Origin of the sequence: Nocardia grenadensis NBRC 108939 (genome assembly GCF_001613445.1) — a bacterium.
Taxonomy (GTDB): domain Bacteria; phylum Actinomycetota; class Actinomycetes; order Mycobacteriales; family Mycobacteriaceae; genus Nocardia; species Nocardia grenadensis.
In genome coordinates, this window is sequence record NZ_BDCJ01000024.1 from 40934 (window position 1) to 62701 (window position 21768).

Below are 21768 nucleotides of genomic sequence, written 5' to 3' on the forward strand. Positions count from 1 at the left end.
CCCCGGAAGTGGGACATCCGGGGCCCGGCGCGGTCGTGCTCGGTCAGTGGGTGGGGCGGAAATTCCGCAACCGCAGACTGTTACCGACCACGAATACCGAGGAGAACGCCATGGCGGCGCCGGCCAGCATCGGATTGAGCAGACCGGCCATGGCCAGCGGAATCATCGCGACGTTGTAACCGAAGGCCCAGAACAGATTGCCCTTGATCGTGCCGAGGGTGCGGCGGGCGAGCCGGATGGCGTCGGGAGCGGCGGTGAGGTCGCCCCGGACGAGGGTGAGGTCGGCGGCCTCGATGGCGATATCGGTGCCGGTGCCGATGGCCAGGCCCAGATCGGCCCGGGCCAGGGCGGCGGCATCGTTCACGCCGTCACCGACCATGGCGACGCGTTTGCCCTCCCCTTGGAGGCGTTCGATCACCACGACCTTGTCCGGTGGCAGCACCTCCGCGATCACCTCGTCGATACCGACCTGCCGGGCGATGGATTCCGCCGCGGTGGCATTGTCGCCGGTGAGCATGATCGGGGTCAGGCCGAGCGCCCGCAGGCGGGAAACCGCCTCGGCAGAGGTCGGTTTCACCGTATCGGCGACCACGAGCACCCCGCGGGCCCGGCCGTCCCAGCCGACCGCCACCGCGGTACAGCCCTGGCTCTCGGCGTCCCGCATCGCCTGCCGCAGTGATTCGTCCAGGTGCAGTGCGTAGTCGGCGAGCAGTCCCGGCCGGCCGACGACCACCGCGTGGCCGTCCACCACGCCCGCCACACCCAGTCCGGCGCTGTTGCGGAAGCTTTCGACCGGTGACAGGCCGGTTGTCCGTTCCCGGGCACCGTCGGCGATGGCCCGGGCGATCGGATGTTCGGAGGAGTCCTCCAGCGACCCGGCCAGCCGCAATACCTCGTCGGTGTCTTCGCCGGCGGCGGCCACCACGTCGACCAGGGACATCCGGCCGGTGGTCACGGTGCCGGTCTTGTCCAGGACCACCGTATCCACCTGGCGGGTGGACTCCAGCACTTCGGGTCCCTTGATGAGGATCCCGAGCTGGGCGCCGCGTCCGGTGCCGACCATGAGCGCGGTCGGCGTGGCCAGGCCCAGCGCACACGGGCAGGCGATGATCAGGACCGCCACCGCCGCCGTGAACGCCGCGGCCACCGAACCGCCGGTGCCGAGCCAGAATCCGAGCGTCGCGACCGCGAGCGCGATGACGATCGGTACGAAGACCCCGGAGATTCGGTCGGCCAGCCGCTGGGCCTGCGCCTTCCCGGTCTGCGCGTCCTCGACTAGTTTCGCCATCTGCGCGAGCTGGGTGTCCGAGCCGACCCGGGTGGCGCGCACGGTGATCCGGCCGCCCACGTTCACGGTGGCGCCGGTGACCGTGTCCTCGGGCCCGACCTCCAGCGGCACCGATTCGCCGGTCAATATGGAGACATCGACCGCCGAGGCGCCGTCGGTGATCACGCCGTCGGTCGCGATCTTCTCGCCGGGCCGCACCACGAAACGCTCGCCGACCGACAGTTGTTCGACCGGTATCCGCTGTTCGGTCCAGGCGTCCTGCCCGGTCCGGCGCAGTACCGAGACTTCTTTGGCGCCGAGTTCGAGCAGCGCCCGCAGCGCCGCGCCGGCCTGTCGCTTGGACCGCGCCTCGAAGTACCGGCCCGCCAAGATGAAGGTGGTGACCCCGGCCGCGGCCTCCAGGTAGATGCTGCCGGTGCCGTCCATCCGGGCGATCGTGAACTCGAAGGGATGCGTCATCCCCGGTGTTCCGGCGGTGCCCCAGAACAGGGCGAAGATCGACCAGCCGAAAGCGGCCAGGGTGCCGAGCGAGACCAGGGTGTCCATGGTCGCGGTGGCGTGCCGCAGGTTGGTCCAGGCCGCCCGGTGGAAGGGCAGGGCGCCCCACACCACCACCGGAGCCGCCAGGGTCAGCGACAGCCACTGCCAGTTGGTGAACTGCAATGCCGGGATCATCGCCATGGCGATCACCGGGACGGTCAGCACCAGCGAGATCAGTAGTCGGGTGCGTAGCCGGTCGACGGGGTCGGCCGGTTCGGTGGTGCCGGTTTCCGCGGCGGGCGACTGCGGCAGGCTCGCGGTATAGCCGGCCTGTTCCACCACCGCCACCAGGTCGGCGGGTACCACGGTGTCCGGGTAGTGGACCCGGGCCTTCTCGGTGGCGTAGTTGACCGTCGCGGTCACTCCGTCGAGCCTGTTCAGTTTCTTCTCGATGCGATTGGCGCAGGATGCGCAGGTCATACCACCGATCGCCAACTCGACCTGCGCGGTCCGGTTATCGATTCGCGCGGTGTCCGGTGCAGTCTGTGTGTTCATCGTTGGCTCCGTTGGCCGGGGGTCAGTGCCCATGGCCGTGTCCGGTGGGTTCGGGGGCGGTCTGCGCGTCGGCCGGGGTGTTCCCGGCCGGGGCGCCGGCGGTTTCCGCGACGGGCACGGTGAACTCGGTGCGGTGCACGCCCGCGCCGTGGCGGAACTCGAAGAACAGTCGGTAGTCGCCCGTGCCGGGCGCCGTCACCGCGAAGGTTACGCCCGGTCCGGCCGGGGTGCTCCCGTCGCCCGGGTGACCGGCGGGATGAACGTGGAGATAGCCGAGGTCGGCGGTCCGCAGCGCCACGAGATGACCGTACGCCCCCAGATAGGGCTGCAGATCCGTCACCGGCTCGCTGTCGCGGGTCACGGTGAAGGTCACATCGGTGGCGCGCCCGGGGGCGACGGTGCCGTTCAGAGCGACGGTGTAGCCGTCCACGGTGACGGTGGTGTCCGGCGCCGGCAGCGGGCGTGGCGTGTACTGCCCGGCAACTCGCAGGTCGGCCCCCAGCGTGAAGGGTTGCCCGTCGGCGGTGACGAAATCGGCGAAGACCCGGTGATCGCCGGCGCGGGTGAGATCGACCGGGGTGCTCCAGGTGCCGTCCGGCCCGAGCGCCGGGTGCAGATGCTGGTAGCCGGCGGTATCACGACGCACCAGGATCAGATGCAGATCCTTCTCGTGGTTCGGGGTGTATCGCGTCACCGGCCGGCCGGAGCTGTCCTCGATCCGGAACCGCAGGGTCGCCGCCCGGGTGGCAGTGGTGATCGGCTCGTCCAGGACCAGGGTGTAGCCCCCGTCGCTGCTGGTCAGCCCGCCGGGGGTGAGTTCCACGCCGGGCTCACGGGCCGCGGCGTCGTGGGTTTCCGGCTCGCTGTCCCCGGTGCCGGCCAGGGCGCCGACGCCCAATGCGACCCCGAACAACGCGACGAGTCCGAGCGCGAACCCGGCGAACTTTGTCGGCGTATTCATTCGATGCTCCGTTTCCGTGGAGGCTCCGGCGGTTCTCCGCCCTCCCGCTCTCTAAAGGTTACGGTACCCCCCTAGGGTATTTTGTCAACAGAGCAGGTGAAGGCCAGCTCGTGAAAGGTCACCACCGAAAAGTCGAAGCCGAAAGCGATGCACGATGCCTGCGAGCCGGTATGCGACCCGATCGTCGGCAATCGATGTCCCGAGTCCGAATGCGGACCAAGACGTGCCGGGACAGTCTTGACCCGGGTCGGATCCGGGTGGGGTGCCCGAACGGCCCGGTGGTCCCCGACCCCGTTCCGGGAGCGCCCCGTAACCTACGGGCGCCGGAACCTACGGCCGCCGGATCCGCCGCCGGGCGTACTCCTCGGCTTCCAGGACCGCGGCCTGCTCCAGCGTCGGAGCGCTGCCCCCCAACCGGGCCGGGACCCACGGCTGCCCGGCCGGCATCGGGTAGCCCTCCTGCGCCGCCGTCAGGAGTTCGTTCATCCGGCCGCGTAGCGCGGTGGTCGCCTCGTCTACCGAACCCGCGGCGACCAGCGGTTCGCCGATGCGGATGTGGACCGGGAAATTGTGGCGGCCCAACTGTTTCGGGAAACCTTTGGTCCAGATCCGGTGGGCTCCCCAGATGGTGAGTGGAACGATCGGGGCCCCGGACTCCAGCGCCATGCGCGCCGCGCCGGATTTGAATTCCTTCAACTCGAAGCTGCGGCTGATGGTGGCCTCCGGATAGACCACGACCAGCTCACCGTCGCGCAGCGCCTCGACCGCCCGGCCGAACGATTTCGCGCCGGCGGTCCGGTCGACACCGATCGCTTTGCAATGCTTCATGAGAAATCCGACGATCCCGTGGTCGAGCTCGGCTTTCATCATGAATCGCACATTGCGGCGCGACCGGCGTCCCACGACCCCGACCTCCATGAAGTCCAGGTAGGAGGTGTGGTTCACCGCCAGCACCGCCCCTCCGGTGCGCGGCACATTCTCCTGGCCGCGGATATCGAGCCGTACCCCCTGCGCGAAGAGGACGGTGTGCGCCAGCCCGGCCAGCACATCGAAAACCGGCTCCCGCGCCATCGCAACTCCTGCTCACTACCTGCGGGTTACCCGCTGCTCGGCACCTACCCGCCCGTGGTGGATATACGTTACGCGCCGGTGTCGTCCTGGTCGGTGAGTTCGGCCCGTCTCCGGGCAATCCGTTCCGCGACCTCGGCGGCGTCCATCGCATCGGCTTCTTCCAGGGTAGGCGCACTGCCCCCGAGCCGGGCCGGAACCCAGTACGCGCCGGGTTCGTGGGAGTAGTTCTCCTGCAGGCCGCGCAGTAGTTCCTGCATGGCGGTCTTCAGCTCGGCGGTCAGGTCGGATGCCGGTTCATAGGGCTGGATCGGTGTGCCGACGGCGATGGAGATGGGTGTGTTGGTGCGGCCCAGCCGTTTCGGATGACCTTTCGTCCAGACCCGCTGGGCGCCCCAGATGGTGATCGGGATGATCGGCACGCCGGCTTCGATCGCCATCCGGGCGGCACCGGATTTCAGGTCCTTGATCTCGAAACTGCGGCTGATGGTGGCTTCGGGGTATACGCCGACCAGTTCGCCGCGCCGCAGATATTCCACGGCGGCCTGGTACGAGTCGGCCCCCGCGGCCCGGTCCACCGGAATATGTTTGAGAGCTCGCATGATCGGCCCGGCGATCTTGTTGTCGAAGACCTCGCTCTTGGCCATGAAGCGGATATAGCGTTTGGGGGTGCGCGCGGGCAGACCCGCATAGGTGAAATCCATATACCCGGTGTGATTGACCGCGAGTACAGCGCCCCCTGCGGCGGGAATGTTCTCATCGCCGGTGACGGTGAACTTCAGGCCCTCGAGGAAGAAGACGGTCCGGGCCAGCCCGATGATCGTCCGGTAGACGGGTTCCACAAGTCCGCTAGCGTAGTCGCTGCCATGATGACCGGCAGCGTCCGGCCCGCCGCGCGCGCCCCGTCCGCCGGATCCCGGGTTCGGCGTGGCGCGGTCGAAACCACGCTGTCTCGACCGAACCGGTATGTACCGCAGGAAAGGTGATCGTCGAAGTGGAACGCGCCCGTCCCGTACCGTTGCGCCGAATCGGCCGCGAGACCGCGCGCCGCGCCCGCGTCCGTGGCCTCGCCGTGGGGCTCGCGGTGTCCGGGGTGCTGCTGGGCACCGGATGCGACTCGGTATCCGGAATCCCGGGCGACGACGCCGGCAGTCCGCCGGCGCAGGCATCCGCGGGCGACGCGCCGAGCACCGAGCAGCAGGACACATCCGCGGGAGCGCCGCCGGTTCCCACGCTGCCGCCGGTCCCCGCCGACGCGCCCGCGGTCGGTGCGGTCCCCGGCGTACCCGATGCCGCCCCCGCGCTGCAACGGTTCGCCGCCGACCTGCGCTCGGCGGATATCGCGACGCTACAGAGCACCTGCTGGACCATTCCGCCGCTCACCGTGCAAACCATGTATACCGACCGCGATGCCGTGCTCAGCGCGCTCGCTCAACCGGGTACCGCGGCGGACGGCACGCTCACCTGGACCGATGGAGTCACCACGGTCACTGTGGACGAGCACCGGGTGGCCGCCGGATATGCCTGCGGCCGGGTGTCCGTGGCGGGTGCGGAACCGGTCTACGACGCCGCCGATGCCCGGCACACCGTGCGCCGCTATCTGTCCCGCTCGACCGGGCAGCCGCTGGACCCCGCCGACCTGGAGGAGCAGTACCCGCTGGTGTGCGCGGCGAGCCCGGCCACCTGGGATCCCGAGGGCAGCGGCGCGCCCGTGGCCGCGCCGCTCGCCGAGAATCCCGGTACGCTCGGCACGATCACCGGATTCACCGATCAGCAGATCAGTTCCCAGCCGCTCACGACCGGATATATGGCCGTCGCGGTGCCGGTGACGAATGCGTCCGGAATCACGCAGAACCGGACATTTCTACTCGAACAGGGTGATGACGGCTACTGCATCGGCGACATCTCGTCGTGAAGCACTACCCTGGAGGGCCGTAAACGGTCAGGAGGAGCGAGCTCGTGCAGATCACCAGCGTCGGACATGCGGGATTCCATATCCGGACAGCGGCCGGCTCGATCCTATGCGACCCCTGGGTGAACCCCGCGTACTTCGGATCCTGGTTCCCTTTTCCGGACAACACCCAGCTCGACTGGGAGGAACTGGGTAACTGCGATTTCCTCTATGTGTCGCATCTGCACCGCGACCATTTCGACGCCGCGCATCTGGCCGAGTACGTGAACAAGGACGCGACCGTTCTGCTGCCCGACTACCCGGTCCCGGATCTGCGCCGTGAGCTGGAGAAACTGGGTTTCCACAAATTCTTCGAAACCGAGGATTCGGTCAAACACAAGATCAACGGGTCGATGGGGATCGGCGGTGGTGATCCGGCCGCCGAACTGGACATCATGATCGTCGCGCTGCGCGCACCCGCGGACGGTCCGATCGGTGACTCCGGGCTGATCGTCTCCGACGGCGAAACCACCTGTTTCAATATGAACGATGCACGGCCGGTCGATATGGATGTGCTGCACGAAGCCTTCGGCACGATCGATATTCACCTGCTGCAGTACTCGGGCGCCATCTGGTACCCGATGGTCTACGACATCCCGGCCCGGACGAAATCGAATTTCGGTAAACAGAAGCGCCGGCGCGGAATGGACCGGGCCCGCAGCTATATCGAACAGGTCGGCGCCACCTGGGTGGTTCCGTCCGCCGGACCGCCGGTCTTCCTCGACGACGAACTGCGCTATCTCAACGACGACCACGGCGACGAGGGCAATATCTTCCCCGACCAGATGGTCTTCCTCGAGCAGATGCGTGAGCACGGCCACGATCGCGGGGTGCTGATGGTGCCGGGTTCGGTGGTCGAGGTGCACGGCGCCGAACTGGAACTGGATCATCCCTACGATCCCGAGACCATCTGGCACGACAAGGCCGCCTACATCGAAAAGATGGCGCAGCGGCTGGCGCCGGTGCTGGTGGCGGAGAAGAAGACCTGGGCGCCCGCCGAAGGCGAATCCCTCCTGGAACCGCTGCAGGCGCTGTTCGAGCCGATCATGGCGCAGAGCGATCTGATCTGCGACGGTATCGGCTACCCGGTCGGCCTCGTGATCGGCGAGGAGACCGTGGTTCTGGACTTCCCGAAGCGGGCCGTCCGCGCGCCGCTGGAAGGCGAGGGCAAATACCGTTACGGCTTCCGGATCGCCCCCGAACTGGTGCGCACCGTGCTGCGCGATAACGAACCCGACTGGGTGAACACCATTTTCCTGTCCACCCGTTTCCAGGCGTGGCGGATCGGTGGCTACAACGAATACCTGTACACCTTCTTCAAATGCCTCACCGACGAACGGATCGCCTACGCGGACGGCTGGTTCTCCGAAGCGCACGACGATTCGGCCTCGGTGGAGGTGGCCGGCTGGGAGATCCAGCGCCGTTGCCCGCATCTGAAGGCGGACCTGTCGAAATTCGGTGTGGTGGAAGGCAACACGCTGACCTGCAACCTGCACGGCTGGCAGTGGGATCTGGAGTCGGGCCGCTGCAAGACCTCCAAGGGACATGAGCTGCGCTCCCGGAAGGTGTCCGAACCGGCCGGGTAGCGCGGTGCGGTCGGCGTCGAGCCGACGGTGCGGCACGGGCCGGGGTCTGCTCGACGCGGCGCTGGAGATGGCTTGGCTGCGGGTTCGTCGGGCCCGGCTTTCGTTCGTAGACCCAGTCGTCGATAATCGCTCACCATCGTCCTCTACCTCTCGACAGATTCCTGGGCTGCGGTATGTCACGTCGTAGGTGGGATACTTGCCTGCGGTTCTGCGGCCGGCAAGGTTGTGCCTACCTGGATTGTTCGACGACCTGTACCATAAACCGGTACCATTCAGTGGCGACACCGGGAAGGGAACCGGCCGATGACCAGCATGTCCGCCAGCGAAGCGCGGGCCAACCTGTACCCGCTCATCGAGCAGGTGAACGACGACGCCGTCGCCGTGCATATCACCAGCCGCAAAGGCAACGCCGTCCTGATCTCCGAGGACGAGTACAACTCCCTTCGCGAGACCCTCTACCTGATGCGTTCGCCCGTCAATGCCGCGCGCTTGGCCCAGGGTATCGCCCAACTGGAGGCCGGTGATTCTGTTGAAGTGGACTTGGCGAAGCTCGCCGAAGAGCTCGAATGAAAGTCACCTTCGCGAAGGTCGCATTCGAAGACCTCGGCCACTGGATCTCCACCGATCGAAAAATGGCGTTGCGGGTCATGCGTTTGATCGACGATATCGATCGTGACCCGTTCACCGGGCTGGGCAAACCTGAGCCGTTGAAGGGCGATAAGTCCGGGTACTGGTCTCGCCGGATCAACGACGAGCACCGTCTCGTCTATGCCGTCTCCGGAGACAACATCCTTATTGCCCAGGCTCGCTACCACTACTGACCTTCATCCGGCCGTAACCAGGGTCACTCCCGTCCGAAGCGCGTACCACCGCCCCTCGGGGCGGATTCCGGCGACGGTAGAGTCACGCCATGGCCTCGCGCATTATCCGGGTCGCGACCCGGGCCAGTCCTATGGCAGTAGCCCAAGCCGAGCAGGTCGCGGCCGGTCTGTCCGAGTTCGGTGTCGAAACCGAACTGGTGAAAGTGACCTCCGCCGGTGACCGCTGGATGGGTGATCTGGCGAAGCTCGGCGGTAAGGGGGCTTTCGTCAAGGAGATCGACGACGCGCTGCTGGAGGACCAGGCCGATCTCGCCGTGCACTGCCTGAAGGATATTCCCGGCGATATCCCGATTCCGGAAGGTATCGCGTTCGCCGGTTTCCCGGAGCGCGACGACGTGCGCGACGCGATCATCACCAAGGACGGCCGACCCCTGTCCGAGCAGCCGCCGGGGACGGTTGTCGGGACCAGTTCGGTGCGCCGGTCCGCGCAGTTGCGCCTGCACTATCCGGGGCTGGTGATGAAACCGCTGCGCGGGAATATGAACACCCGGCTGGAGCGGCTAGAGGACGGCTACTGCGATGTGCTGATCGCCGCCGTCGCCGGGATGCATCGCATCGGCCGCGAGGATCGGATCACCGAAATCCTGCCGCTCGAGGTCATGTGCCCGCCGATCGGCGCGGGCGTGCTGACGCTCGCCTGCCGCGCCGACGACGACGAGGTCCGCGAACTCACCGGTCGTCTCGACCATGCCGAGACCCGCCGCGTCGCCGACGCCGAACGCGCCATGTTGCACGCCCTGCAGGGGCACTGCAATTCCCCGATCGCCGGGGTCTGCGTGATCGAACCCACCGGCCGGCTCTCGTTGCGCGGCAAGGTGTTCGATCTCGAGGGCACCCGGTGGCTGGATTCACAGCACTGGGGTGTCCCGGAGGATCCGCAGGCCCTCGGATTCTTCGTCGGCTCCGATCTGCTGCGCCAGGGCGCCCGGGCGATCATCGATTCCATCCCGCACTGAGTTCGCCCGAGACGCTCGGCGACGTTCACCGGCCGCGTGGGGCTGCGACGCCTCGGGCACAGCTGCTGCCAGGCCTGGCATTTTTGCGTTATGGGTCCCTCGACCTCACATAGGGAATGTGACGGATCGAGCTGGGGTGCCGGTCCGGGTATTCGGCGACAGCACGCCGGATGACATCGCTCTGCGCTGCTGTCGCGCTCGGCTCGGGCGATCGGCCGCTCACGAAAGGCATCGGGCAGTCGGATCGAGTGTCCGGTATCGAGCCTTTCAAGGTCGACCGGGCGGCCTGCCCGCAGCGCTTGCGAGGGCGCTCAGCATGTCTGCTGTCCGTGTCTGTTCGGTTTCGGTGCCGATGGGCATTGCCACCAGTTCTGTCGCTCCGGCGTCGAACAAGCTGCGAATCCCGCGTTCGACGGCTTTCTCGTCACCGACTATCGCGGTATGTTCGGGTCCGCTGACGCCTTCTCGGTCCAGCGCGGTGCGGTAGCTGGCGATCCGGCCCGCTGCGCCGAAGCGGTCGGCGAGTGCAGCTCGGAGGCTGTCCGCGTCATCTGTCACACCGACGAACAGACATACCACCACTCGCGGTGCCGGCCTTCCCGCAGCTGCCGCAGCGCGGGTGAGGATCGGAACGATATGGTTGTCCAACGCCGTCGGCCCGATCCATGTGGTCACCGTGCCATCCGCCAACTCGCCGGCGGCCCGCAGCATCGCGGGTCCCAGGGCGCCGACGAGAACCGAGGGGGGCGGTAGCCGCGGGACATCGATCCGTCCCACAGCCGTCAGGTGATCCCCGGTGGTAGACACACTCTCGCCGCGCAGCAAGGGCATCAGCACTCGCAGGTACTCCCGCAGGTGCCGCGCGGGACGATGGAACGAATAACCGAATCTCCCCTCGATGATGTGTGGATGGCTGACACCGATGCCGAGTGTCAAGCGGGATCCGGTGGCGGATTGGGCTGTCAGAGCCTGGCCGGCCAGTACCAGCGGGTGGTGTGGATAGGTGGGGATCACCGCCGTTCCCACCTCGATCGCGGGGACCTCTGTGCCGATGACCGCAGCCGCGGTGAGCGCATCCCAGCCGGAGTCCTGGCCGAGCCAGACGCTGTGCCGCCCCGACTCGGCTGCCTGGCGAGCGTGATTCACCAGATCGTTCACCGTGGCGTTCGGTCCAGGGGAGATCAGGGTTCCGATACGCATTCCAGTTCCTTCAGTTCGTGGTCGGGTAGAGCAGCGCGCGAGCACGGTCGGCGGTCTCTGCGAACAGGGAGATTGCTCGCTCGTGAATGTCTCTGACAGCCTCGAAGGCCGATTGCGGGGGTTCGAAGGCGTGTTGCACGGTGGTGGCCAGCAACCGCGCCTTGCGTTCCTGCGAAAGTTCCGGTGCGCCCCGGTCGTAGGAGTCTTCGCTCAGATAGCCGTGCAGGACTGCGTGGTAGCCGTAGGAGATCTCCTCGATCGACAGGTCGTTACGCAGCAACCCATGATCGGCCAGCAGTCTCAGGTAGTCGTCGAATGCGCGGTGATGGTCGAGGCCCTGGCCGGTATGCAGTTCGGCGGCCAGTCTCCCGAGAACTTCGGGGTCGGTCGTGTACAGCGCCCGCAGCAGCGGCCGGCGCATCACTTCGAGGAAGTGGACCTCGGTCATTCGATGGAGCACGATAGTCGTCGCATCGTCGCGCAGCACGCTCACGAGTTGGTCGATCGAATGTACGACCTCGCGTTGCAGCACCGCGAGCAACAGCTCGTCTCTGGATTTCCAGTGCAGATAGACGGTGCCTTTCCCCACGCCGGCCCGACCAGCGATGTCGTCCACGGTCACTCGGCGGTAACCGGCGCGGAGCAATAGCTCCGACGCAATATCCAACAGCTGATCCGCCCGCCGCCGGCGGGCCTCCTCGGTGTGGGCGCGGCCTCCGGGGGACATGACTATGACCATATGACCAAATGAGAAATATAGTCAACTAGTCGGAGTTTCGGCGATTGCGCAGGGGTCAGCTCGGGTCCGACCCGCGGATGGCGCCGAGCCAGGTCCCGGTCGCGGCCGCCACACACAGGGCGGCAATGAACGCCCCGGTCCCGCCACCCATCACATACAGCCACAACAGGGCGACGAATGGGGCGGCGACCGCCGACTGGGCGTCCAGCAGCAAGCGGCGGGTGGTCTTGGCGGTGGTGGCCGCCCGGGTCTGCGATTCCGGGTCCACCCGCGTCGGATTGTCGACCAGGCGGCCGGGCGGTTCGGTCTCCCGGGCCCGGCCGGCCGGGAGCACCCGGAACTCGCGCCGCGGTCCACCGGGCGGCCCGGTACTGCCGAACTCTGGCCGCAGCACGATCTGCCGTCCGCTCAGCAAGGCCGTACCACCGGTGAAACCGATCAGCTCCGGCGTGAAGTACACGGGCAGCCAACGCTCGTCACCGCCGCCACGCAACTCCAGCCAGGAACGGCTGACCAGCTGATATTCCTGTCTCACCCGCCGCACCGCCACTGTCGTGGCGCCCTCGGCTCGGTAGCCGACCACCCCCAGCGCCACCGCGAACCGGTACCCGCTGTACCCCACAACCCCCACGCCGACCACCGCCAGCCCGCTGAGCTGGTCCGGATCGGCGAACGGCGCCCACGCGGTGAGTACCGCGAGGGCGCCGATGGTCACGCACAGCGGATAGGCCAGCGGATGGCCTATCCGGGAGCTCACTTCAGGAAACCGATTTTCGTGTAGTCCAGGGAAGCCAGTCCCGCGGCGCCGTAGTTGGCGAGGTTGTCGCGGACACCGACGTTGCCGGCCGACTGCACCAGCGGGATCGAATGACCCTCGGCCCAGACCGCCTGGTCGACCTGATTGGCCAGTTCGATGGCCTTCTGCGGGTCCAGCTCGGTCAGTGTCTTCTCGATGAGGTCGTTCAGTTCGGGCGAACCGATGCGGCCGTAGTTGCCCTGCAGATTATCGGGGTAGTAGCCCCAGATCTGCGGGATGCTGCTCAGCGGGAAGGCATCGCCGGACCACACCCACTGGCCCACATCGAAATTGCCGGGCTGGATGTTGTCGGTGAAGAAGCCACTGCCGGGTTTGGTCTCGATGGCGAGTTCGATCCCCACCTGTCGAAGGTTCTGCTGGATGATCTGCGCGACCTGCACCCAGGTCTTGTCGTTGTACATGACATCGCGGATCATCAGTTTGCGGCCGTCCTTCTCCCGGACCTCCCCGTTCAGCGTCCAGCCCAGGGCGTCGAGTTCCTGCTTCGCGGCCTCGGGGTCGAAGGGCAGGCTGTTGTCCTGGTAGCCTTTCTGGCCCTGGATGAAGATGTGGTTGTTCAGCGGCTTCGGGTCGTTGACCAGGCCGTTCTGCATTGCCTTGGCGATACCGGCGCGATCGATCGCCTTGATGATGGCGACCCGCAGTTTCGGATCCTCCAGCAGCGACCCCGGGGCGCCGTTGAAGGTCAGATGCGACCAGCTGTTACCAGGAGCGCGCCGGATCGCCACCCCGGGGGTATTGCGGGCGGTCTGCATATCGTCGCGGGTGGCCAGGCCGATGGCGTCGATCTCGTTGTTGGCCAGTGCCGGCACCATGGCTTCGCTCGACAGCACACTGAAAGTGATGGTGTCGAGTTTCGGGGTCGCGCCCCACCATTTCGGATTGCGGCCGAGCACGATCCGGCCCTGACCGCGATCGGTGGACTGGATGACGAACGGGCCCGAGGTCTTGCCGGGTGCGTTGCGCCAGGCCTCGTTGAACGCCTCCGGCGTCGCCGTGGCCTCCTTCGGCAGCAGCATGGAGTTACCGGAGAACTGACCGGCCCAATCCGCGTAATGGTTTTCGAAAGTGAGGATCGCCTGGCGGTCATCGGTGCCGCGTTCGACCTTCTCTATCCGGTCGAATCCATTGGTGTTCCCGATGAGGAACTTCGGATCCCGGCCGCTCATGGCATGCGCCTGGGAAGCGATGTCCTCCCAGGTGATGGGGGAGCCGTCCGACCACACCGCCTTGGGGTTGATGGTGTACGTCACCTGTTGCGGTTCGGAGTTCGTGAGTTCGACGCTGGTGAAGAAATCGGTGTTGACCGAGATGTTCCCGGCCGCGTCGGTGGCGAACGCACGCGGCATCATCGGGCGCATGATGCTCGCCGACTCACCGTCGGAATCGATCTGCATCGGGTTCCACTGCTCCGGATAGGACGTGGCGGCCAAGCGCAGATTCCCGCCGTCGCGCAGTTCGCTCACATCATGCGGGTTGATGTCGTTGACTGTGCCCAGTTCGGCGACCGCGCCCTCGGGTGCTCCCGAATCGCTGGCCCCACAACCGGCCGCGAGCAGGGCTACGGTGCACAGCGGTACCGCCAGCCTCCGCATTGATCGAATCCTCATGGCCGTTCTTCCTTCCTGCCGGTGGGTCCGGAGAACACGTCCGTCAACCCTCTACCACGGGTACGGGCACGGCCTCGATCAGTGATCGTGTGTATTCGTGTCCCGGATCGCCGAAGATCTGTTCCGCCGGTCCCGCTTCGACGATCTTGCCCCGGTACATCACCGCGATATCGTGGGCCAGATTGCGCACCACCGAGAGGTCGTGGGAGACGAAAAGATAGGAGAGACCCCGTTCGGCCTGCAGGTCGCGCAGCAGATTGAGTACACCCGCCTGGATCGAGACATCCAGGGACGACACCGGCTCGTCGAGCACCAGCAATTCGGGGTCCAGGGCCAGCGCCCGGGCGATACAGATGCGCTGCTTCTGGCCGCCGGAGAAATCGCCCGGATAGCGGTCGGCATGTTCGGGCCGCAGGCCCACCTGCCGCAGGAGGTCCGGTACGCGCTGGGCGATCTCGGATTTCGGCCGCTTCGCGATGCGCATCGGCTGGGAGACGATATCGGAAACCGGTAGTCGCGGATCCAGCGAGGCCGTGGGGTCCTGGAAGACGATCTGCAGTTTGCGTCGCAGTTCACGACGCTGCGCGGAGTTGAGGGTGGCGGTATCGCGGCCCATGATCTCGATGGTTCCGGCCTGCGGTTTCACCATGTCCAGGATCTGGGTGAGCGTGGTGGATTTACCCGACCCGGATTCACCGACCAGGGCCAGAGTGCGTCCGGCGCGGACCTCGAAACCGATCCCGTCCACGGCGCGAACCTCGCCCTTGCGGCGACGCAGGATCACCCCGGAGGTGATGGGGAAGGTTTTGACCAGATCCGTCACCTTCAGCACCGGCTGCGGATCGGTCGCGGGGGGCACCGCCGGTTCCCCGATCTCGCGGCGGTAGGCGTCGAACAGCGCCGGCGAATCGACCTCGTCCGTCCGGATGCACGCCGCGCGATGGCCCGGAGCGGCCTCGGCCAGCGGTGGTTCCGCGGCGCGGCATCTCTCGATCGCGACCGGGCAGCGTGGCGCGAACGAACACCCGTGCGGCAGTGCGTGCATGGCCGGAGGCGCGCCGACGATGGGGATCAGCGGTGCGCGCGGCGGTCCGTCCATACGCGGGATCGAGCCGAGCAGACCTACGGTGTAGGGCATCCGGGGGCTCCGGAAAACCTGCGCGGTGGTCGCGGTTTCCACGATCCGGCCCGCGTACATCACGGCCACACGATCGGCGAGGGTGGCCGCGATACCCATATCGTGGGTGATCATGACGACGCCCGCGCCGGTGATATCGCGGGCTTTGCGCAGCAGGTTCAAGATCTGCTTCTGCACTGTCACATCGAGTGCGGTGGTCGGTTCGTCGCAGATGATGAGCGCCGGATCGTTGGCGATCGCCATGGCGATGACCACCCGCTGGCGCATACCGCCGGAGAATTCGTGCGGGAAGGCCTTCGCACGCAACTCCGGATCGGGAATACCGACCAGATCGAGCAGTTCGACCGCGCGTTTCGCCGCCTCGGCCTTGCTCATATTCCCGTGCGCGAGCAGCGCTTCGGCGACCTGATCGCCCACCCGGTACACCGGGGTGAGCGCGGAGAGCGGGTCCTGGAACACCATGCTCACCGCGCTGCCGCGCAGTTTCGACAGTTCCCGGTCACCGAGGCCGAGCAGTTCCCGCCCGCGCAACCGGATCGAGCCGGTGACCCGGGCCTGTTCGGGCAGCAGACCCATCACCGCGAGGGAGGACACCGATTTCCCGGACCCGGATTCACCGACGATCGCGAGGACCTCGCCGTCGGCGACCGTGTAGTCCACCCCCCGGACCGCGTCGACGCGGCCTTCTTCGCTGGGGAACGAGACGCGCAGATCCGATACCTCCAGCAGGGGCGTGCGGCCCTGGCCCGCGCCGGATGCACCGGGCACGGCCCGGTCCGTTGCCGATCGCACCGTCGTGGTCTCTCCGGTCATGTCCGCGCTTCCTCCGCCTGCCGGGACTTCTCCGCCGCCTTGCGCGCCTTGCGTGACGGCCGGGACCGGGCGCGTTTCGCGCCGGGGTCGAAGGCGTCGCGCAAGCCGTCGCCGACCAGGTTCGCGCACAGCACGGTGATGATCAGCAGACCACCCGCGAAGAGGAACAGCCACGGATAGGTCATGGCGGAACTGGTGCCGTTCGCGATCAGCGTGCCCAGCGACACATCCGGCGGCTGCACCCCGAAACCGAGGAAGCTAAGCCCGGTTTCGGCCATGATCGAGGCGCCGACGGTGAGCGTGGTGTCGATGATCAGGATCGAGGCGATATTCGGCACGATATGGGTGAGGATGATCGTCCGGGTCGGGGCACCCATATAGCGGGCGGCCCGGACGAATTCGCGTTCGCGCAGGCTCATGGTCAGGCCGCGTACGATCCGCGCGCTGATCATCCAGCCGAACACACTGAGCAGGATGATCAGCAGCAGGATCGAACCGCTGCCCTTGGTACGCGGCGCGAACAGGGCCACGATGATGAAACTCGGTACCACCAGCAGCAGATCGACCACCCACATGATGGTGCGGTCGGTCCAGCCGCCTAGCAGCCCGGCCACCGCGCCGGTAACGGCGGCGATGGTGGTGGAGAACACCGCCACGCACAGGCCGATGATCAGCGATTTCTGTAGCCCGCGCAGGGTCTGGGCCAGTACGTCCTGGCCGATCTCGGTGGTACCGAAGGGATGCTGGGGGCTCGGCGGTTCGAGCAGAGCGGTGTAGTCGATGTCCTGATAGTCGTAGGGCAGGAACGACGGCAGGACGAAACTGGCCAGGAACATCAGGACCAGCACCGCGGCGCCGACCAGCGCGGGTTTGTTGCGCAGGAAACGGCGCAGGATGAGTTTGCGCCGACCGGAGGCGGCCGGTTCGGGCGCGCCCTGGACCAGGATCTCGGTTTCGTTGATGCTCACGCTGTGCCCTCGGGGGATTCGCGGGGACGTCGGTGGTTGTGCTCGCTCATCCGCTCATGCTGTGTCTTCGGGCATGAGCGGGGCGGCGCCCCTGCGTGGTTATGCTTCGCTGCCGCCTCCGGGCCTGACCCGCTCATGCTGTGTTTTCGGGGATGATCGGGGGGCCCTGCGTGGTTATGCTTCGCTGCCGCCTCCGGGCCTGACCCGCTCATCCCACCCGCACCCGGGGGTCGAGAATCGCGTAGACGATATCGGAGAGCAGGCCCGACACCAGCACCACCAGCCCGGCGAAGGCGGTCACCGTGGCGACCACGTAGATGTCCTGGGCGTTGATCGAATCGACCAGCCATTCCCCAACCCCGTGCCAGCCGAAGATCTTCTCGGTGAAGGTGGCACCGGTGATCAGTCCGCCGAGGCTGTAGGCGAACAGCGTCGCCATCGGAATGAGCGCGGTCCGCAGGCCGTGTTTGTAGAGTGCCCGGTTGCGGGTGAGACCTTTGGCCCGGGCGGTCCGGATGAAATCGCTCTGCAGCACGTCGAGCATGGCATTGCGCTGATAGCGGCTGTATCCGGCCATCCCGCCCAGGGCCAGGGCCAGGGTGGGCAGCACCAGATGTTGCAGGCGGTCGACCAGCTGGGCGCCGAACCCCTCGATACTGGTCGCCGACGTTTCGCCGGTGTAGAGGAAGATCTGCGTTCCGGTGGCCGAGTTGATCTCGAGCGCACCGAATTTCAACAGTGTCGCCAGCAGGAACACCGGGGTCGACAGGATCAGCAGGGATATGACGGTCGTGAAATAGTCACTGAATCTGTACTGGCGGATCGCGCCGGCCGCCCCGATGAGGACGCCCAGCACTGTGCCGATGATCGAACCGAGAATCAGCAACCGCAGACTGACCCCGATCCGGCGGCCCAGTTCCTCGCTCACCGGCTGCCCGCCGAGCGTCTTACCGAAATCGCCGTGCACCGCGCCCGTCACCCAGGTGACGTAGCGCTGCGGAATCGGCTCGTTCAGATGCAGTTCCTCGGCCTTGGCGTCGATCACCGACTGCGGCGGTCGCGGATTGCGCTGTTCCAGGCTGTCCAGTGGCCGGAAGGTCAGCGAAGCGAGGCTGAAGGTGAGAAAGGACGCCAAGAGCAGCAGCACGACGTAATTGAGCGCCCGTCGTAGCAGAAAGCCGGCCATCATTCCCCTCGATATCAGGTGTAGCCCCTGATCATAGGGAGCGATCTTCCGGGATGCGCGACGGACGGCCTGCTGCGTGTTCGCCCCGCGAACGGGTACGCCCGCCGGGGTGTCGCGGCCGACCCAGCAGAATGGGACGGGTGAGCGCAACGCGGCAGACCCGACCGGAATTGGTGGCCTCCGATGTGGACGGCACCCTGATCGATCCCTACGAGCGGGTTTCGGCGCGGACCCGGGCCGCGGTGGCGGCACTGATCGCCGACGGAGTGCCGTTCGTGCTGGCCACCGGTCGTCCGCCGCGCTGGATCGCCCCGGTGGTGGCCGGGCTCGGTTTCGCACCGCTGTGCGTATGCGGCAACGGCGCCGTGCTCTACGACGCCGAAACCGACAAGGTGCTCGGGGCCTCGGTACTGGATGTGGAAACTCTCGGCTGGATTGCCGATATCGCGGAGAAGGTACTGCCCGGATGCGGGCTGGCGGCCGAGCGGATCGGCGCGAGCGCGCACGACGCGGCCACCCCGCAATTCGTGAGCTCACCGCAGTACGAGCACGCCTGGCTCAATCCCGACGACACCGCCGTGGCCCGCGACGAGGTCATCGACTCCCCGGCGATCAAAATGCTGATCCGGCTACCCGGTGCCCGCAGCGGCGATATGGCGGTGACGCTGGCCGCCCATATCGGCGACCGCGCGGATATCACCTACTCCACCGAACACGGCCTGATCGAGATCTCCGCGCTCGGTGTCACCAAGGCGTCGGGGCTGCGGACTCTGGGCGAGCGGCTCGGAGTCGACCCCGCGGATATGGTCGCGTTCGGCGATATGCCCAACGACATCCCGATGTTGCGCATGGTCGGGCGGGGGGTCGCGATGGGGCACGCCCACCCGGAGGCACTCGCGGCCGCCGACGAGATCACCGGGAGCAACAGCGAGGACGGTGTCGCGCAGGTCCTCGAACGCTGGTGGCCGGGGGAGGGATAGCCGCGGCGGAATCGCCGGACCGCCTGTGCGAAAACGACCGCGCCGGATCGTGCGGGGCACGATCCGGCGCGGTCGGTACGCGGAGGTCAGGCGGCCGGTGGGGACGGCGGCGCAGCGGGCTCCGGCGGAGGTGCCGGACCGGCCTCGGCGGCGGGTTCCGGACCCGCTTCGGCCGGCGGTGGGCCGTCCTGAGCAGCGGCTGCCGGGTCGACCGTGGCGGCGGGCGGCGGCGCGGACTGCGGTACCGGTGACTGTTCCTCGGCCGGTGCGGCGACGGGTGCGGGCGGTGCCGCGGCCTCCGGAACCGGGCCCGTGACCTGCGGTGCCGGTGACTGTTCCTCGGCCGGTGCGGCGACGGGTGCGGGCGGCGCCGCGACCTGCGGAACCGGGCCCGCCACCTGCGGTGCCGGGCTCGCGCCGGGTGTTGCGTGCGGTGCGGTGCCGGGTTGTGCGCCTTTGCCCTGCAATTGCTGCTGGTAGGTGTCGTTGTAGGTCTTCCAGACGGTGGTGACGATATCGGCCACCTGGTTCAGGATCAGGGAGCCGTTCTGGAAGTCGGTGCGCAGCCCCTCGGGGACCGGGTAGGCATCGGTGAGCGGCAGGCCGAGCGCACCGGCGTCGGCGCCGAGTTCCAGAAAGCGATCCAGGACCTTGCCCACGACCTCGTGCACCTGACCGTCCGGTGCGGTGTAGACATATCCGTTCACGAATTTCGCGTACTGCTGGCCCTGGGCCGCGGGCAACGGTCCGGAAGCGGCCTGGCCGAGTGGCCCGTCCGGACCGCCCTTGGCGACCCAGTACTTCGCGATCACATTGTCGTTCACCATGGTCAGCAGCTTGGCGGTGAGATCGGCCAGCGCGGCCAGATCCGAGCGGGAGGCCTGGCTGCGCGGGGTCGACGACCGGGTCGCCCCCGCTTCACCGGCGGCGATCGTGCGGATCCGGTCCATCTGCCCGTAGGCGGCATCGCCGGGGCAGCTGGTGTTGCCCACGTCGCGGTGCGCGAAGACCACCGGCAGATGCACTTCCTCACCCTGTGCGTACGGGGTGAACTCGGTGCCCTCTGAATACATGGTGGTCTGGCCCTTGGGATCGAGTCCGGCGATCCGGGCACGCCAGCCGATGAACTTGCCGGTGGCCTCGATCGAGGCGTCGGTGGGCTGTTCTACCTGGTAGTCGCCCATGATCGCGACACCGGAGGTGTTCTCGTTGAAACCACCCGCGTGCGCGCCCTGCACCGGCTTGTCCAGACCCCCGTAGCGGCCCTCGAAGATCTGCCCATACTTGTCGACCAGTGCGTTGTATCCCATATCGCACCAACCCAGCGTCTGCGAATGGTAGGCGTAGATGGCGCGGACGATCCCGGCCGATTCGGATTTGCTGTAATCGTTGCGGCCGGCCGTGTGGTGGACGGTGATTCCGCCCAGCCCGTCGTCGTAGGTGGGCTCCTGGCAGCGGATCGATTCGTCGGCGCCCCACTGGTTGCGGGTGATGACCCGGGGGCCGCCGCCGGGCAGTGCGGCGGCGATGTCCTGGAGTTGATCGTCGACCGCGCCGCGGCCGGGATCGATGAGGACGGCGGTGAGGTCGGGCGGCTGCTGCGGCCCGCCCGCCGCGGCGGGGGTCCGGCCGAGCGGATCACCCCCGTGCTGCTGCGGTTTCCGGGTTACGAGCACCTGCACCGAGGTGGTGTTGCCGACGTAGATGGGGTCGGTGCCGGTGGGCCCGCCGGCCGCCACGCCGGCGGCGCCGTCGATCGGGTTGGCCTCATACCACTGGCCCCAGCCGCCGTCGGGCTGTTCGGCCCGGATCATGACGGTGGTGTTCGCCAGGTCCGGAGCGGTCAGCGCGATCATGCTGAAAGGCTGTTCCCGGTTCAGTTCTTTGACCTGCGCGCCGACCGCGTCCATGAATTCCGGCGGAATGACGCCGGGTGTGAGCGCGGGCGTGTCCGCGGGTGGTGGCCCGCCTTCGGTCACGAAACCCGGGCCGGGCTGCCGCTCCGGCAGCCGGCGGCTCGGTTCGGTGGGTGTGGTCGCACCGTTCGGGGTGATGTCGGGTACGCCGAGTGCCTGCAGATCGCCCAGGCGCAGGTCCGGCAGGTCGAGTCCGGTCAGCTCACCCAGCGGCAGCACGGTATCGGGGGCGCTGCGCAGCGCGAGTTCGGTGAGCTGGGGCGGTACCGCGGTCAGTTCGATTTGATCGGTCGATTTGCCCAGGTCGGTGACCATGGGCAGCAGGATCGGGCCCGCTACCGCTACTAGCGCGACAACCGGCAGTACACAGGAACGCTTCGGTTTGCGGTAGGGCACGAGCTTCTCCAATCAGGGTTGCAACCAGTGATCGGTGAGCAAGTCATGCTTGCGAACTTCAGTCCCACGGACCACACTAGCCACATTCGTCACAAATCTAAACCTGAGGTTGAGGCTTTCCTGTTCGCTCGAATGTAGCTCCCGGAGCGTGGCCGGTCGAAACGACATGCCGACGTCGTACCGAGTCGAAAGCGTCCGGGCTGACGATGGGAGTGCTCGTATGTCATATCGAAACAACATGACTCGGCCGAAAGTCTCAGGGCGTCTGGGTAACACGCT

The 21768-nt window shown here is 67.1% G+C and carries 18 protein-coding genes; 6 read left to right on the top strand and 12 right to left on the bottom strand.

Annotated features, from left to right (window positions below):
• Positions 1-43: 43 nt before the first annotated feature.
• From NGR01S_RS23950 to NGR01S_RS23965, 4 genes are all read right to left on the bottom strand, one after another.
• Positions 44-2323: a heavy metal translocating P-type ATPase gene (locus NGR01S_RS23950; RefSeq protein WP_063040548.1), complete on the bottom strand. Its 2280-nt coding sequence runs from the start codon at positions 2321-2323 to the stop codon at positions 44-46.
• A gap of 22 nt (positions 2324-2345) precedes the next feature.
• Entirely contained in the window at positions 2346-3284 is a 939-nt protein-coding gene (locus tag NGR01S_RS23955) for a DUF8832 domain-containing protein (RefSeq protein WP_063040550.1), read from the bottom strand.
• Between the two features lie 330 nt (positions 3285-3614).
• Positions 3615-4355 (bottom strand): lysophospholipid acyltransferase family protein, encoded by a 741-nt coding sequence (locus NGR01S_RS23960; RefSeq protein WP_063040552.1) that lies wholly within the window; start codon positions 4353-4355, stop codon positions 3615-3617.
• Positions 4356-4423: 68 nt separating this feature from the next.
• Positions 4424-5194 (bottom strand): lysophospholipid acyltransferase family protein, encoded by a 771-nt coding sequence (locus NGR01S_RS23965; RefSeq protein WP_063040559.1) that lies wholly within the window; start codon positions 5192-5194, stop codon positions 4424-4426.
• A 140-nt stretch (positions 5195-5334) separates the two neighbouring features.
• Here NGR01S_RS23965 and NGR01S_RS23970 point away from each other — a divergent pair, with 140 nt between their 5' ends.
• From NGR01S_RS23970 to hemC, 5 genes are all read left to right on the top strand, one after another.
• Positions 5335-6267 (top strand): hypothetical protein, encoded by a 933-nt coding sequence (locus NGR01S_RS23970; protein WP_245664738.1) that lies wholly within the window; start codon positions 5335-5337, stop codon positions 6265-6267.
• Positions 6268-6311: 44 nt separating this feature from the next.
• A complete protein-coding gene (locus tag NGR01S_RS23975) occupies positions 6312-7889 on the top strand; it encodes a Rieske 2Fe-2S domain-containing protein (protein ID WP_063040561.1) in 1578 nt (525 codons plus the stop codon).
• Positions 7890-8192: 303 nt separating this feature from the next.
• A complete protein-coding gene (locus NGR01S_RS23980) occupies positions 8193-8459 on the top strand; it encodes a type II toxin-antitoxin system Phd/YefM family antitoxin (protein ID WP_030524359.1) in 267 nt (88 codons plus the stop codon).
• Entirely contained in the window at positions 8456-8710 is a 255-nt protein-coding gene (locus NGR01S_RS23985; protein WP_030524358.1) for a Txe/YoeB family addiction module toxin, read from the top strand. The genes NGR01S_RS23980 and NGR01S_RS23985 overlap by 4 nt, the downstream gene beginning before the upstream one ends.
• Positions 8711-8799: 89 nt before the next feature.
• Entirely contained in the window at positions 8800-9726 is a 927-nt protein-coding gene (gene hemC / locus NGR01S_RS23990) for a hydroxymethylbilane synthase (RefSeq protein WP_063040563.1), read from the top strand.
• Positions 9727-9993: 267 nt separating this feature from the next.
• On the opposite strand, the gene NGR01S_RS23995 is transcribed toward hemC, so the two are convergent.
• The 7 genes from NGR01S_RS23995 to NGR01S_RS24025 all read right to left on the bottom strand — a co-directional run bounded on the left by NGR01S_RS23995 (position 9994) and on the right by NGR01S_RS24025 (position 18197).
• Entirely contained in the window at positions 9994-10926 is a 933-nt protein-coding gene (locus tag NGR01S_RS23995; protein WP_063040565.1) for a TIGR03564 family F420-dependent LLM class oxidoreductase, read from the bottom strand.
• A gap of 10 nt (positions 10927-10936) precedes the next feature.
• The gene (locus NGR01S_RS24000) at positions 10937-11653 is read right to left on the bottom strand and encodes a TetR/AcrR family transcriptional regulator (protein ID WP_157107410.1); all 717 of its coding nucleotides are present in this window, start codon (positions 11651-11653) and stop codon (positions 10937-10939) included.
• A gap of 67 nt (positions 11654-11720) precedes the next feature.
• Positions 11721-12422, bottom strand: a complete 702-nt coding sequence (locus tag NGR01S_RS24005) for a hypothetical protein (RefSeq protein ID WP_063040570.1) — start codon at positions 12420-12422, stop codon at positions 11721-11723.
• Positions 12419-14092, bottom strand: coding sequence for an ABC transporter family substrate-binding protein (locus NGR01S_RS24010; protein ID WP_063040572.1), 1674 nt, complete (start codon positions 14090-14092; stop codon positions 12419-12421). The genes NGR01S_RS24005 and NGR01S_RS24010 overlap by 4 nt, the downstream gene beginning before the upstream one ends.
• Before the next feature lie 43 nt (positions 14093-14135).
• The gene (locus tag NGR01S_RS24015; RefSeq protein ID WP_084481652.1) at positions 14136-16043 is read right to left on the bottom strand and encodes an ABC transporter ATP-binding protein; all 1908 of its coding nucleotides are present in this window, start codon (positions 16041-16043) and stop codon (positions 14136-14138) included.
• A complete protein-coding gene (locus NGR01S_RS24020) occupies positions 16040-17005 on the bottom strand; it encodes an ABC transporter permease (RefSeq protein ID WP_063040697.1) in 966 nt (321 codons plus the stop codon). The genes NGR01S_RS24015 and NGR01S_RS24020 overlap by 4 nt, the downstream gene beginning before the upstream one ends.
• A 214-nt stretch (positions 17006-17219) precedes the next feature.
• Positions 17220-18197, bottom strand: a complete 978-nt coding sequence (locus tag NGR01S_RS24025) for an ABC transporter permease (protein WP_063040699.1) — start codon at positions 18195-18197, stop codon at positions 17220-17222.
• A gap of 131 nt (positions 18198-18328) precedes the next feature.
• On the opposite strand from NGR01S_RS24025, the gene NGR01S_RS24030 reads away from it, so the two are divergent.
• Positions 18329-19177, top strand: coding sequence for a Cof-type HAD-IIB family hydrolase (locus NGR01S_RS24030; RefSeq protein WP_063040575.1), 849 nt, complete (start codon positions 18329-18331; stop codon positions 19175-19177).
• Positions 19178-19263: 86 nt separating this feature from the next.
• Here NGR01S_RS24030 and NGR01S_RS24035 read toward each other — a convergent pair whose 3' ends face one another.
• Complete coding sequence (locus NGR01S_RS24035) at positions 19264-21489, bottom strand: N-acetylmuramoyl-L-alanine amidase (RefSeq protein WP_063040701.1); 2226 nt, start codon at positions 21487-21489, stop codon at positions 19264-19266.
• Positions 21490-21768 lie beyond the last annotated feature (279 nt).

Coding starts and splice junctions, on each gene's coding strand:
- NGR01S_RS23950 (WP_063040548.1), bottom strand. CDS start 2,323: ATGAACACACAGACTGCACCGGACACCGCGCGAATCGATAACCGGACC.
- NGR01S_RS23955 (WP_063040550.1), bottom strand. CDS start 3,284: ATGAATACGCCGACAAAGTTCGCCGGGTTCGCGCTCGGACTCGTCGCG.
- NGR01S_RS23960 (WP_063040552.1), bottom strand. CDS start 4,355: ATGGCGCGGGAGCCGGTTTTCGATGTGCTGGCCGGGCTGGCGCACACC.
- NGR01S_RS23980 (WP_030524359.1), top strand. CDS start 8,193: ATGACCAGCATGTCCGCCAGCGAAGCGCGGGCCAACCTGTACCCGCTC.
- NGR01S_RS23985 (WP_030524358.1), top strand. CDS start 8,456: ATGAAAGTCACCTTCGCGAAGGTCGCATTCGAAGACCTCGGCCACTGG.
- hemC (WP_063040563.1), top strand. CDS start 8,800: ATGGCCTCGCGCATTATCCGGGTCGCGACCCGGGCCAGTCCTATGGCA.
- NGR01S_RS23995 (WP_063040565.1), bottom strand. CDS start 10,926: ATGCGTATCGGAACCCTGATCTCCCCTGGACCGAACGCCACGGTGAAC.
- NGR01S_RS24000 (WP_157107410.1), bottom strand. CDS start 11,653: ATGTCCCCCGGAGGCCGCGCCCACACCGAGGAGGCCCGCCGGCGGCGG.
- NGR01S_RS24010 (WP_063040572.1), bottom strand. CDS start 14,092: ATGAGGATTCGATCAATGCGGAGGCTGGCGGTACCGCTGTGCACCGTA.
- NGR01S_RS24015 (WP_084481652.1), bottom strand. CDS start 16,043: ATGACCGGAGAGACCACGACGGTGCGATCGGCAACGGACCGGGCCGTG.
- NGR01S_RS24025 (WP_063040699.1), bottom strand. CDS start 18,197: ATGGCCGGCTTTCTGCTACGACGGGCGCTCAATTACGTCGTGCTGCTG.
- NGR01S_RS24030 (WP_063040575.1), top strand. CDS start 18,329: ATGGGACGGGTGAGCGCAACGCGGCAGACCCGACCGGAATTGGTGGCC.